The following is a 12,577-nucleotide window of genomic DNA, read 5'->3' on the forward strand; positions in this document are numbered from 1 at the left end:
AATAAAGCGAGGTTGGCCAAATTTTAGTCCATGATTGTTAAAGTGGCAGGAATCTCAAAGTGTTTGGTAACTTTGCTTGATGAATCCACAGGAACTGATTGCTTATTTTGAAAGCGCAACGCTACCGGAAAACCTGCGCCTTGACCGGGCATCTACACAGCTGGAGGTTGAAGCCGCGGTAAAGCGTAATATCGAAACGATGCTGTTAAATTCCGACAGCGGCCGCGCAATGAACCGCCTGCTGCAAATAAAAAAGGCACTGGAAACACCCTATAGTGGTCCGGAAATTCCGAAATTATAAAAGGTTATGGCAAAATTATTCGTTGTTGGTTTCCCGAAGGACAAGACAGAAGTAGAACTGCTGGAGATGTTCAGCGTTCATGGAACGGTGAATACGATTACGATTGTCACAGATCAGCATACCGGCGCAAGCAAAGGTTATGGTTTTGTGACGATGACCGACCAGGCCGGCGCAGACCGCGCTATTGCAGCGCTGGACGGTGCAGAATTTGGTGACCGGCAAATGAGTGTTCGGATAGCTGAAACAAAAAATGTGGTTAGCCAGCAGGTGACTAGCATTGTGAAAGGAAAAAGACCGAGAAAGACAAGGTAAGTAATTATCCATCTTTTACTTTGGCGAGGAATAAATCGTCATCAGCCGTTTTTTGTCCATTTGGCATTTGCGGCAGTTAATTTAAAACATAGCAAAATTGTCCAAACATTTCGGGCACTTTAATTAATCAGCATAGTGGGAAATAGACTAGTTAATCTATTTGTTTGGCTTCTACCCACATCGATTTTTTGTCAAAATCGGCAAAAAATTGCACACCGGCTCTGCAAAAAGTTCTTACTAATTTGTTATCTAACTTAGTTGGTAACCAGCTCTTTGAGTCGTTTATCACCCTTATTACTTCTTCATCCATACCGCTACCGGCTGCAAGAATGGTGTAAATATTGCTAATGCTGCCATCTGGCTCAATGATAAAGCTTACGTAAGTTGTACCCACTTTCCGGTTTTCATAGGCTATAACTGGCGGACGGGCATTTTTTTCAACATATATATTAAAAGCTTTAAAACCACCAGGATAATTTTTTTCGACGCTACCTGTTACGATTGTGTCAGCGACGCTTATTGAATTTTGCGCGTTAGCTTTATAAAATATGGAGACTAAAAAGACAAGGACTATGACGTTCTTCATAAAACAAGGATAGTAAATTTCCGGGAAATAAGTTAGGAAGGAGTAACACGAACCTATCAAATAACAACAAAGCCCCGATACCATAGTTTCAAGGCTTTGTACTCCTCGACTTAGTTGGGTCGAACCCATTTAGAGAGGATTTGATATGATATCACGAATTTCAGTTAAAATGCAAGTTACTTCGACTCGGCATTTAGAGCGTTTTTCCATTTAATCCTCAGCCGGAGAAGATCCGCCAGAAGATCTCTCGTTTTTGTAATTAGGTACAAACTGGCGTTCACTTTGGGATATCAGTTCGATATAAATTAAAATTAGGACACTCCTTAGCCCGGTAATTTATTAGATACTCAAAAGCAATTAAAGCAATGAATATGCTTATTACTTCATGGAATTGTTTACCGGCTGGCTATCAACAAATTGCTCAAAGCTTGTAATTTTCCCGTCTTTCAATTTCCAAACGTGTGCAACCCTTGCTTCAAAATACTTACCGGTAGCTTTGTTGGTACCTGTGTAAGTGCCGTACGCAACTACCTTATCATCGCTGGCAACATAGTCTTCAGGCGTAAATTTATAATCCATCCATTCGCTGCCTAAGCGACTAAAAACATTTTTGGTGATATTCTCCAGGCCAATATAAGTTCCCCCGTATGGGAATCCTTTGGCTTCCGTCCAACTAATATCCTCGGCAACATACTTGGCAAGATTTCTACCATTTTCCTCAGAGGTCTTACCCTCGTAGGTGCTCCTTACGATCTCCAAATTTGTCATATTGTTTTTATTTAAAGAACAACCTGACAGCGTAATAAGCACTGCCAGGTTGAACAGGATTGATGATTTTACCATTTCATTTCGCCTGTGTTTACTTTTGCACCTATTTGCAGGGCGATGTCGAAGGTAAGCGCAGGATATTTTGCTTTTAACGCGGTTATCAGTGCCGCTGATGTTTTGTTAGTTTTCAAAGCTTCTTCGTAGAATTGGATATAATCTTTGGTATGCTTCACAGCGCTCTCGTCGAACGGACTTGCAGAATTCGCATGGGCAGGAACCACAATAGCCGGATGCAATGCTTCAATTTTGTCCAAAACGTTGATCCATTCTTTACGGGCTTCCGCTGTTTGCGCATCTGCCATCCAAAGGTGGAAAGTGGTTCCGAATACATTGATACCACCGATCACGGCTTTAATGGAAGGTATCCAGACAAAAGTTTTAGCCGGAAATTCTTCTAAGCCAATGATCTCTAATTTCTGGCCTTCCAGGTCAATGCTGTTTCCCTTTAAAACCTGTGGTAAAACAACGTTTGACGTAACTTTATTACCCAATTGGCCGCCCCAAACATCTAATTTCTTCTGAGCAGTCGCTTTAATGTGCTCTACGGTTGCCGGTGAAGCATAAGCGGTTACTTCCGGGAAATATTTTTTAAATACTTCCAATCCGAAGTAAAAATCAGGGTCGCCGTAAGAAACATAAACAGCGGTTAATTTTTTACCTGAATTTTTGATTTCCTGCGCTACCTTTTCAGCGTCTGACAGGGTAAATTGTGCGTCGATCAGAACCGCGTCGGTTTTTCCGGATACAATGACCGAAGCTACACCAAAACTATTTTCTGATGCGTTGTAAACCTGTAGTTTAAGATTGTTTGCTTCAATAGTTTTGAAGCTTTGTGCCTGTACGTCCATTTTGAATAAGATTAAAATAATTAAAAAAGCTGCTGAAATAAAAGGTTTCATTTTTTTTGTTTTTAATGACGCTGCAAAGATGCGGTCATCAAAAGCCTAAAAAGGTTGAACAAGTTCAATAAATGAAATTCAGCTTATTTTTTGTGAGCGATCTTATTTCTTATTTTACTCAAAAATTCGTGACTGATGCCCAGGTAAGCTGCGATCTGAAGATTAGAAAGGCGCCTAAAGAGTTGGGGGTATCTTTCTATAAACTCGGCATACCGTTGATCGGCAGTTTTACCTAAATTATCAATCATTCTTCTTTGGAGGGCGACATGGGTCTTTTGGGTCATTACCCGGAATAACTTCTCTATTTTTGGTAAATTAGCATAAGCAAATTCCTTATCTTTTTTTGAAATTAAAAGCACCTCACTATCTTCAATTGCTTCAATAAAAAGCTGTGACGGCCTTTCATTGGTAAAGCTGTCAATATCCGTGATCCACCAGTTTTCTATAGCAAAATAAAGTATTTGTTCTGCTGCGTTTTTGTCAATATGATAAACCCGGAACATTCCCCTGGTAACAAAGCCCTCAAACCTGCAAACTTCGCCCGCTTTTAGAAGTATTTGTTTTTTACCGACGGTTTTTAATTCAAACAATGTCGTAAAGCCGGAAAGCTCCGCCTCTGTAAGATGGACATGTTGTTCAATATGATCGCATAACAATTGGTACATAAATAGTCGACCATGCAAAATTAAACAAAAACCCCGCTCTACTTAATCGTAAAGAGGGTTTTTAAATTATTACGGTAAATTAGGTACTAGCTAACTTTTCCTGTACTCCCAACTGTTGAAAGATCAAACCAATTTATTGAAGATTTGAAGATAATTGCTAATTTGGATGTGATCTTTAATAAATCCTTATGAATATTTTGCGTTTTATTTCACTTGGAGCTTTTTTCATAATATTATCCAATTACTCATTTGGGCAGAGCACGAAAAAAAAATTCAGTAAAAGCGATAGCCTTTTTGTTTTCAACCCAAGGTTGGACATTAAAACAAAAAGAAGAATGCTCGACAGTGCTTTTGCCAACAACAGCACAGCGCCAAACTTTGTAGTAATAGTTGCTACAAATCAAATAACTGGTGTTACAAAAGAAATATGTACAGAGGCTCCATTCGTTGAGGGAGGTGTTGACAGAAATAAGGGAAAAGAAAAATCTCAAAATTACAAATCGCAACACTTTTATTTCAACACAAAACCTGCTTTGGATAACATAGGTTTTTATGAGTACTCATACAGTGAATTACTGGAATACGGACAAAATAAAGATGTGAGAAAAATCGTTACCGAGGTTTTAAAAAGCAACAAAGAAATCGAATTGAATTTTCAGGGTCCAAGAAAACAACAATTTATGTTCGCTCACATATTGTTTAATAATGGAATAATGTCGATAAGAGGAGACATTGCAGGGAATATCATGACTTTAACTAAGATTAAATGATTTGCTTAATAACAACAAAGCCCCGATACCATAGTATCGAGGCTTTGTACCCAGAGCCGGGGTCGAACCGGCACGGCCTTGCGACCACAGGTGTTTGAGACCAGCGCGTCTACCGATTCCGCCATCTGGGCATTTTTAAGACATGAACGATGGATTAGCCGTTCAGAATCGGGATGCAAATGTATTTAAACTCTCTTTAATACGCAACAGATATTTTTGTCTAAAATAACAATCTGCAATTTTATTTAATCGATCTTCCTTCGCAGTATCGTCCAACTGCTCATAACCTGCGGTAAATCCCGCAATGCTTTCGTCAATATCTCCCTCAATAGCAAGTACTTCTGCAGTTATGTGGCCTAATTCATTCGCGTCGTCAACTTCCATCAGCCGCTCGTTCAAATCCATCATCTCCATTAAAAAATCTGATGGAAGTTGCGGTTTTGCGCCTTCTTCCAGCAAATTATGGGTGCGTAAAATGTATTCCAGGCGCTTATATGGATCCGAAAGCGTTTGATGTGCCTTGTTATTTAAGGTTGATAACTCCAGGATCTCCTGCTGCCTGGCATCGTCCTCATTGGCATAAAAGTCCGGGTGGTATTTTTTACTCAACTCGTAGAACTTCTTCTTTAAAAAAGCAGCGTCGGGTGTAAACGATTCAGGAATGCCGTAGAAATCAAAATAATTCATGGTGTAAAGTTAGTCCGAAAGTCCGGAAGTCGGAAAAGACCGTAAGGATAAAACGAGATTAACGCTAAAATTATGACACATCATGAGCATTAAAACCGGATTGCAGCTTCTTTCGGACTTTACTGACTTTTCCGACTTTCCGGACTACACAAAATTTCTCATCTTTGCACATTATATCCCATCACTATGTTATTTGAACAAATGCGGCAGAAGCCGTTCTTTATATTGGGCCCATGTGTTATGGAAAGCCAGGAGCTTTTATACACCGTGGCTGAAAAAGTTGCCGAAGCAGGTCAGAAATATAACGTACCTGTTATTTTTAAATCATCGTTTGATAAGGCTAATCGCACTTCCATTCATTCGTACCGCGGCCCGGGACTGGAAAAAGGCATCGAGATGATGCTGAAGGTTAAGGAGCGCTTTGGTTTACCGCTGATAACTGATATCCACGAAAGCTACCAGGCTGCGATTGCCGGCGAGGTGTTTGATATTTTACAGATCCCCGCATTTTTATGCAGGCAAACCGATCTGCTGGTTGCCGCTGCTAAAACCGGCAAGATAGTTAACATTAAAAAGGCACAGTTCCTTTCGGGCCAGGATATGTTTTACCCGGCACAAAAGGTGGCAGAGGCAGGAAACACGCAAGTGATCTTAACCGAACGTGGCAATACTTACGGCTACAACAACCTTGCTGTTGATTTCAGGAATATTTATGATATGAAGAAATTCGGCTACCCGGTTTGTATGGACTGCACCCATTCGGTACAGCGCCCGGGTGGCGCAGGCGGCAAAACCGGTGGCGACCGTACTTTTGTGCCCATGATGGCGCTGGCCGCCAAGGCATTTGGTGCCGATGGTTATTTCATGGAGATTCATCCTGATCCGGATAATGCCTTGAGCGATGGACCTAACATGGTAAAACTACAGGATTTGGATAAGGTTATGGCCCCGCTAGTAAGCTAAATCAGGATTCACAAAATTAAAGAATTAACAGAATCCTGCCAGCAATAAAGAATAGCCAACCCAAAATTTAAAATTCAGGAAATTCTAAAATCCTGTAAATTCTGATTCAGACAAAATGAAGGATATCGCCAAAAGAGTTTTTGATACCGAGATCGAATCGTTACGATTTGTTGCCGATGCTATTGATGATGAATTCACCAGGGTAGTTGAAGCGATATTGAATACAACCGGCAAGCTTATCGTTATCGGGATAGGAAAATCCGGGATTATCGGCAAAAAAATTGCTGCCACGTTTGCGAGCACGGGTACCCCAAGTTTCTTTCTGCATCCCGGGGAGGCCTTTCACGGCGATTTGGGTATGGTTGGGGCGGATGATATGGTGATCCTGATCTCTTACTCGGGCGAGACTGATGAGGTATTAAAGCTAATCCCCTTCCTTGACTGGAATAAAAATGTAATTATCGGGATAACCGGTAATCCTAACTCAACAGTTGCTAAAAACAGCCATTATCACCTTAATATCTGTATCAAACAAGAGGCATGTCCCTTGGCTTTAGCGCCTACATCGTCAACCACGGCTGCGTTGGTTATGGGTGATGCGCTGGCTGTAGCATTGATGGAGTCGCGCCAGTTTCAGCATGAGGATTTTGCCAGGTTTCACCCCGGCGGCAGCCTTGGGAGAAAATTATTGGTGAGGGTAAAGGATTTAATGCGGACTGATAAGTTGCCATTTATAAATGAAGATGCTTCATTTACTGATTTGTTGCTCAAAATGTCGGAAGGTCGGCTTGGAATGGTTGTGGTAGGGGATAGCGATTTTGTTAAAGGAATAATTACCGATGGTGATCTTCGTCGTGCCCTCGTTAAAAATCCGGATACTTCGCAATTGTCAATCGAAGAAATGATGACCACTACCCCGGTTTTTATTAACGAGGAAGAATTCATAAATCATGCCGAGCAATTGATGATGGAAAAAAAGATCACTACGATACTTGTCGGATCATCGGATGATAGGAGCCTGAATGGAATTTACCAGATTTATAATGGTTGATTAGGTTTATTGAGTTGGATTAAGTTGATTTAGTTTTGTTATCTGTTTTAGGAATTAAAGCAACCGATTTACAGGGTTCAATCATTCAAAAAACAATCTTATTAGATGCCCATTTACTACGATCAGCTTAACAGGGAAATAAATTTACCGGAGGTACCGAAAAGGATCATATCGATTGTTCCCTCGCAAACGGAACTGTTGTTTTATTTAGGTTTGGATGAAGAAATCATCGGCATAACAAAATTCTGCATTCACCCCGCCGAAAAATTTAAATCCACTACAAAAATAGGGGGTACCAAGCAACTCGACATCGGGAAAATAAAATCTTTACAGCCAGACCTTATCATCGCCAACAAAGAAGAAAACGAACGTAGTCAGCTGGAAGAGTTAATGCAATATTTCCCGGTTTGGATTAGTGACATTTACGATTTGCCCGGCGCACTTGAGATGGTTGAAAGGGTAGGAGTAATGGTTAACAGAACTACCGAGGCAAACGATCTTAGTAATGAGATCATTCAAAAATTTATTGACCTAAAACCTGCTGCATCGTCTTTGCGGGTTGCTTATTTTATCTGGCGTAAGCCTTATATGGTGACTGGACAGAATACCTTTATCGATAGCATGCTGCAGCAATGCGGTCTAACAAACGCATTTGATGTGGAACGATACCCGGAAGTTGATGAACAATCGCTAATCGAATCCAAGCCTGATGTTATTTTACTTTCTTCGGAACCGTATCCATTTAAAGAAAAACATATCAACGAACTTCAGCGTATTGTTCCATCTGCCACAATAAAACTGGTTGATGGTGAAATGTTCTCCTGGTACGGCAGCCGGTTACTGGAAGCCCCCGCATATTTTACCAGGTTGATTAGTGAATTGAATTAAAAAACACGTAAATTTAGTACGTGATTGCAATGCCGATGCTGATTAAAAACCTAAAGCTGATAACTTTTGCCGTGATACTGAGTGCTTTACTGTCTTGCCAACCAGGCATACAGAATGGAGGATCTATATCGCGAAATCATCTTAATTATATACACAGTTTGGGGTTATTGTCAGGTAATGAATATATTATTCTGTTCGACTCACAATATAAAATAAGGGTTTCCGGCAATTTCTTTACCGACCGCCGCATCGCTGCTTATTGGACCGACGAAAAAGACCCGGCTAGAAGTTACGTTAATTATGCGTTGTACCCCGATATCGATTCTATAAAAACGCATTATGTTAAAACGCGAACTGATGCTTCGTACCTTGAAGTTTTTACGTCGGGCGAAAAAAAATTCAGGGTTTATGTAGAAGCCGATAGTGCTGAAACAAAGTACTTTTTTGATAGCGCCATAGCCAGGTGGAAGGAGAAACATTTGACTGCCCCACAACAAAACACGAAAGCCGAATAGCACTAACTAAACCGCTTCCATCACATATTCCCTGCTCCAAACTACCAAAAGATCCATTATCCCGTTAAGGGCCCGGCCTTTTTCGGTTAACGTATACTCAACCCTCGGCGGAACTTCCGGATAAGCTTTTCGGGTGATGATGCCGTCGGCCTCCAGTTCCTTTAAATGCCTTGATAAAACTTTTAGGGCAATGCCGGGGATTGATTTATGGATCTCACCGAAACGCCTGGATTCTGTCATCAAGATCCAGATGATAATAGGTTTCCACTTACCGCCTATAACATTAACTGCCGAAGTTATTGGGCAATCGCACGCCTGTTGATATTTTTTTTCAATTATTTCCTTTTCTAACATAGTGATAATCAATAATTATTACTTTTCTGTCAATACTTGACAAAAAGGTAATTACTTGACAAAAGTACAGCATTGACTTAAGTTTGTCAAAAAAAAGCTATGGAAAATCATAAAAGTGAAACGTACCAAAAAGGGCTCGCTTTGTTAAATCAGCTCCACGGCGGACAGGCTGGTGAACAATTGGTAAATAACTTACGGGATGTTTGCCCGGATTTTGTGGATATGACTATTGAGTGGGCAATGCAGGGTATAATGGCGCGTCCGGGACTGGATCTACTTACCCGCGAATATTTGCTGATCGCATCATGCACCACGCTTGGGCATACCGTGCCACAATTAAAGGCACATATTGACGCTGCGCTGAAACTGGGCGCTACCAAACAACAAATAGTTGAAGTAATTTTACAGATGACCTTTTATGCAGGCGGTGCGGCAGTTAGCAATGCGCTGGCTCATGCCAAAGAAGTATTTCAATCTCACAATTTATAAATACAACTAAAAAATGAAAATAATAATAGTAGGTGCAACCGGCACCATAGGCAAGCACATCACTGCCGCCTTACAAAAAGACCACGAGGTAATTACCGCCGGATCAAAAAGCGGCGACCTGCAGGTAGATATTTCGTCGCCTGAATCAATTGAACGATTTTACGGGCAAACCGGGAAGTTTGATGCCATGGTAAGCGCAACCGGAAGCGCACATTTTGGCCCTTTAAATACTATGACAGATGCAGATTTCAGAAAAGGGATAGACAGCAAGCTGATGGGACAGATCAATTTGGTGTTAATTGGTCAGCATTATATTAATCCCAAGGGCTCTTTTACATTAACATCGGGAATATTGAGCGAAGATCCGATAATACTGGGAGCTAATTTAAGCGCAGTTAACGGTGCAATAAACGGCTTTGTTAAGTCCGCAGCTATCGAATTGGAGAATGGTGTGCGAATAAATGCTATCAGCCCAGGCGTATTTGAAGAGTCGCCGGGTTATTTTCCGTATTTCCCGGGTCATATCCCCGTTAAAATGGATAGGGTAACGCAGGCCTATATGAAAAGTGTTTTGGGCGCTATTACCGGGCAGGTTATTGAGGTATATTGAAGAGTCGAAGATGGAACTTAAACTAATTGAAATTTTTTATATGGATTAAGCAAGAATATTTTAGGTTTGAGGAGTTATCGTTGCCGAAATCGAAAGGTAACGTGTTCCTCAACCCTGATTTAGTCGTGTAATCTTATAAAAAAATTGAATGTATTGGTACGAAGATGAGATCAAGCGTCTCGAAAAAGATTATGCAAAAACAGCGAATGACGCTGAAACGATTTTTTATGGCAGCTCTTCCATTCGCCTATGGACAGGCCTTAATGATGATTTTAAAGACCTCAAACCCGTTAACCTGGGCTTTGGTGGTTCAACACTGGCAGCATGTGTCTGGTTTTTTGAAAGGGTGATGATCCCTTATCAGCCAAAAAGACTAGTAATTTATGCAGGCGATAATGACCTTGGCGACGGTAGGAATCCCGAAGAAGTCTTTATTTTTTTTCAGCAGCTTGTTGTAAAAGTAAATAAACGCTTTGGCGACCTGCCTTGTTATTTTGTTTCATTAAAGCCAAGTGTAAGCCGCTGGAAAATGATCGACCAGTTTAAATACACCAATAACTTAATAGAAACCGAGATTATTACGCGTAACGATAACTGGCATTTTATCAATGTATTTAAAGAAATGATCGATCCTGCGGGTCGACTGAAAAAAGAATATTTTATGAGCGACGGCCTGCATTTGAGTGAGAACGGATATAAATTATGGAAAGAAATTATAAGGAAACATATTAACTGGTAATTATTTGTTTATATTCAATTAACATAGTGTATTGATCTTTCCAGCATGAACACTATGCCCAAATGAATAGAGAATATCATAAATGGTATAGTAGCAGTTTACAGCGCGACATGGAACTGTTGATTTTCGGCCACTCCGGCCGCGCGGTATTGTTTTTCCCAACCCGCATGGCCCGTTTTTATGATTACGAAAATTGGGGAATTGTAGGTGCCTTACAAGATCAGATCTACAGAGGAGAACTGCAGCTTTTTTGCATAGATAGTATTGACGCTGAAAGTTTTTACAACCAGTGGGCACATCCCTCAACCCGGATTAATCGTCATTTGCAATATGAACAGTATGTTTTGCAGGAAGTATTGCCCTTAATGCGGCTGAAAAACGATGGGGATTATTTTGAAGTTGCCGGTTGCAGTATGGGGGCATATCATGCCGTTAACCTGGCAATGAAACATCCCCTGCTTTTTAAAAGGGCAGTTTGCATGAGCGGAAGATATGACCTTACCCGGCAGATCCATGACTTTAAAGACCTTTTTGACGGCTATCATGATGAAAATGTTTATTTCAACATGCCACAGCAATTTATTTCGAACCTTGATGATTCCTGTATTTTAGACGCCATCCGCAAGGTTGAAATTGTAATGGCAGTAGGCCAAACCGACCCGTTTTTATCAAATAACCTTGAGTTTAGTGATATGCTTTGGAATAAGGGCGTGCCTAATCAATTGTATATTTGGGATAATTACGCCCACCGGCCCCGTTATTGGAAACAAATGGTCCAGCTTTATTTATAAGGGGGAAACCACGTGTTTTTTCTTCCTCTGTTTACCCAGCCAGACCATAAAACCGGTAATAGGTAGTGATGCCGCTACTAAACCCGACAAAAACCAAATGACCTTGCCGCCGATACCCAGGCCAAAATTCCCGATGTGGATATTACGGTTGCTTTGGGCAACCTTGTCATACGCTGTATAGTTTTCATAAAGGTCCTTTTTTAAGACTTTACCCGTGTACTGGTTAAAATATGCTGAGTTTTGCTGCCGCACGATTGCCGACGGGTAACGCATCAAAACGCGGATGGGGGAAAGGCTGTCTGCCGGAGGCGTGATAATAGTCTCCCTCGCCCCTGGATTAGAGCTGGCCAGGTAGTTGTAGGCTGCATCCAAACTGTAATGTTTGTCTCCGGCAGGTTTCTTTGATTTCACCTTCTTTTCCTTCTTAGGTACTGATTGCCCGGTTAAGAAAGCTACCGTACTTTTCGCTGAGTCATAAACAAAAAAGATCCCGGTCATCGAAATAATGAGCAAGACAATCAGCGCGTAAAAGCCCAATACGCTGTGCAGTTCCCAATTCAGCAGCTTCCGATTTTTTGTCCGAAAATTAATGATGACCGCCTTTTTAAAGAAGCGCCGCTGTTTGGGCCACCATAGGACCAGACCGCTGATACACATAACAAAAAATATGAGCACGTTACATTTAATGATCACTGAGCCAACATTACCCAATAATAAGTGCTTGTGAAGATCCTGATCAATTTCAAAGAAATCGTGGTCGAGGTTGTTTATAGCGATAATTTTAGCGGAGTAGGGGTCAATGCTTATGGCTTTGTCCTTTTTACTGTAGAAGATGATAGCTGCATCTTTATCTTCCTTAAAACGGATACTGGTGATCTTTTCCTTTGGATAATATTTCTTTACTGTATCTGCCAGCTGGCTAAAGGGCAGCCTGCTGTTTCCAACATGGTGCACGTGGTAAAAATCGTGTTGAAACAATTCCCGGCCTTCCTGCTCAAAAACGTACAAAGAGCCCGTGATGCCCACAACAATGACAACCAACCCGCTGGCCAAACCCAGTATTAAATGCAGTTGACGGATTAAATATTTAAAGGTGATGCGTTTGGTTGTCATTGTTTTGATCAGTTGA

At 41.1% G+C, this 12,577-nt stretch carries 18 protein-coding genes and 1 tRNA gene; 11 read left to right on the forward strand and 8 right to left on the reverse strand.

The window, feature by feature from the left end:
* Nucleotides 1–79 precede the first annotated feature (79 nt).
* Nucleotides 80–301 carry a DUF6965 family protein gene (locus KXD93_RS03710; RefSeq protein ID WP_258135518.1) on the forward strand — a complete coding sequence of 74 codons (222 nt, stop codon included), beginning with the start codon at nt 80–82 and terminating at the stop codon, nt 299–301.
* Between the two features lie 6 nt (nt 302–307).
* On the forward strand, nt 308–613 hold the full coding sequence (locus KXD93_RS03715; RefSeq protein ID WP_258135519.1) for an RNA recognition motif domain-containing protein: 306 nt from the start codon (nt 308–310) through the stop codon (nt 611–613).
* Between the two features lie 151 nt (nt 614–764).
* On the opposite strand, the gene KXD93_RS03720 is transcribed toward KXD93_RS03715, so the two are convergent.
* From KXD93_RS03720 to KXD93_RS03735, 4 genes are all read right to left on the reverse strand, one after another.
* Nucleotides 765–1,199: an energy transducer TonB gene (locus tag KXD93_RS03720; protein WP_258135520.1), complete on the reverse strand. Its 435-nt coding sequence runs from the start codon at nt 1,197–1,199 to the stop codon at nt 765–767.
* Between the two features lie 378 nt (nt 1,200–1,577).
* Nucleotides 1,578–2,042, reverse strand: coding sequence for a nuclear transport factor 2 family protein (locus KXD93_RS03725; protein WP_258135521.1), 465 nt, complete (start codon nt 2,040–2,042; stop codon nt 1,578–1,580).
* The gene (locus tag KXD93_RS03730) at nt 2,036–2,926 is read right to left on the reverse strand and encodes an MBL fold metallo-hydrolase (protein WP_258135522.1); all 891 of its coding nucleotides are present in this window, start codon (nt 2,924–2,926) and stop codon (nt 2,036–2,038) included. Before KXD93_RS03730 ends, KXD93_RS03725 begins: the two co-directional genes overlap by 7 nt.
* 83 nt (nt 2,927–3,009) lie before the next feature.
* Entirely contained in the window at nt 3,010–3,591 is a 582-nt protein-coding gene (locus KXD93_RS03735) for a Crp/Fnr family transcriptional regulator (protein WP_258135523.1), read from the reverse strand.
* A gap of 188 nt (nt 3,592–3,779) precedes the next feature.
* Between KXD93_RS03735 and KXD93_RS03740 the strand changes: the two genes are divergently transcribed.
* Nucleotides 3,780–4,361 (forward strand): hypothetical protein, encoded by a 582-nt coding sequence (locus KXD93_RS03740; RefSeq protein ID WP_258135524.1) that lies wholly within the window; start codon nt 3,780–3,782, stop codon nt 4,359–4,361.
* A 47-nt stretch (nt 4,362–4,408) separates the two neighbouring features.
* Here the strand turns inward: KXD93_RS03740 and KXD93_RS03745 are convergent.
* Together KXD93_RS03745 and hscB are read right to left on the reverse strand one after the other, a co-directional pair.
* Nucleotides 4,409–4,492: transfer RNA gene (locus tag KXD93_RS03745), tRNA-Leu, on the reverse strand.
* 31 nt (nt 4,493–4,523) lie between these two features.
* Nucleotides 4,524–5,048 (reverse strand): Fe-S protein assembly co-chaperone HscB, encoded by a 525-nt coding sequence (gene hscB / locus KXD93_RS03750; RefSeq protein ID WP_258135525.1) that lies wholly within the window; start codon nt 5,046–5,048, stop codon nt 4,524–4,526.
* A gap of 186 nt (nt 5,049–5,234) precedes the next feature.
* Between hscB and kdsA the strand changes: the two genes are divergently transcribed.
* The 4 genes from kdsA to KXD93_RS03770 all read left to right on the forward strand — a co-directional run bounded on the left by kdsA (nt 5,235) and on the right by KXD93_RS03770 (nt 8,465).
* Nucleotides 5,235–6,011: a 3-deoxy-8-phosphooctulonate synthase gene (kdsA, locus tag KXD93_RS03755; RefSeq protein WP_258135526.1), complete on the forward strand. Its 777-nt coding sequence runs from the start codon at nt 5,235–5,237 to the stop codon at nt 6,009–6,011.
* Nucleotides 6,012–6,126: 115 nt separating this feature from the next.
* Nucleotides 6,127–7,062, forward strand: a complete 936-nt coding sequence (locus KXD93_RS03760) for a KpsF/GutQ family sugar-phosphate isomerase (RefSeq protein ID WP_258135527.1) — start codon at nt 6,127–6,129, stop codon at nt 7,060–7,062.
* 105 nt (nt 7,063–7,167) lie between these two features.
* Nucleotides 7,168–7,950 (forward strand): helical backbone metal receptor, encoded by a 783-nt coding sequence (locus tag KXD93_RS03765; protein ID WP_258135528.1) that lies wholly within the window; start codon nt 7,168–7,170, stop codon nt 7,948–7,950.
* 158 nt (nt 7,951–8,108) lie between these two features.
* Complete coding sequence (locus KXD93_RS03770; RefSeq protein WP_258135529.1) at nt 8,109–8,465, forward strand: hypothetical protein; 357 nt, start codon at nt 8,109–8,111, stop codon at nt 8,463–8,465.
* A gap of 6 nt (nt 8,466–8,471) precedes the next feature.
* Here KXD93_RS03770 and KXD93_RS03775 read toward each other — a convergent pair whose 3' ends face one another.
* A complete protein-coding gene (locus tag KXD93_RS03775; RefSeq protein ID WP_258135530.1) occupies nt 8,472–8,819 on the reverse strand; it encodes a winged helix-turn-helix transcriptional regulator in 348 nt (115 codons plus the stop codon).
* Between the two features lie 99 nt (nt 8,820–8,918).
* Between KXD93_RS03775 and KXD93_RS03780 the strand changes: the two genes are divergently transcribed.
* The 4 genes from KXD93_RS03780 to KXD93_RS03795 all read left to right on the forward strand — a co-directional run bounded on the left by KXD93_RS03780 (nt 8,919) and on the right by KXD93_RS03795 (nt 11,448).
* Nucleotides 8,919–9,308 carry a carboxymuconolactone decarboxylase family protein gene (locus KXD93_RS03780; protein ID WP_258135531.1) on the forward strand — a complete coding sequence of 130 codons (390 nt, stop codon included), beginning with the start codon at nt 8,919–8,921 and terminating at the stop codon, nt 9,306–9,308.
* A 13-nt stretch (nt 9,309–9,321) separates the two neighbouring features.
* Nucleotides 9,322–9,918, forward strand: coding sequence for a short chain dehydrogenase (locus KXD93_RS03785; RefSeq protein WP_258135532.1), 597 nt, complete (start codon nt 9,322–9,324; stop codon nt 9,916–9,918).
* A gap of 148 nt (nt 9,919–10,066) precedes the next feature.
* Nucleotides 10,067–10,657: an SGNH/GDSL hydrolase family protein gene (locus KXD93_RS03790; RefSeq protein WP_258135533.1), complete on the forward strand. Its 591-nt coding sequence runs from the start codon at nt 10,067–10,069 to the stop codon at nt 10,655–10,657.
* Between the two features lie 62 nt (nt 10,658–10,719).
* Nucleotides 10,720–11,448 carry an esterase family protein gene (locus tag KXD93_RS03795; RefSeq protein WP_258135534.1) on the forward strand — a complete coding sequence of 243 codons (729 nt, stop codon included), beginning with the start codon at nt 10,720–10,722 and terminating at the stop codon, nt 11,446–11,448.
* On the opposite strand, the gene KXD93_RS03800 is transcribed toward KXD93_RS03795, so the two are convergent.
* On the reverse strand, nt 11,443–12,561 hold the full coding sequence (locus KXD93_RS03800; RefSeq protein ID WP_258135535.1) for a PepSY-associated TM helix domain-containing protein: 1,119 nt from the start codon (nt 12,559–12,561) through the stop codon (nt 11,443–11,445). The two genes, KXD93_RS03795 and KXD93_RS03800, sit on opposite strands and share 6 nt — an antisense overlap.
* Between the last annotated feature and the right edge of the window lie 16 nt (nt 12,562–12,577).

The sequence above is a fragment of the Mucilaginibacter phenanthrenivorans genome, assembly GCF_024721155.1.
Classification (GTDB): Bacteria; Bacteroidota; Bacteroidia; order Sphingobacteriales; family Sphingobacteriaceae; genus Mucilaginibacter; species Mucilaginibacter phenanthrenivorans.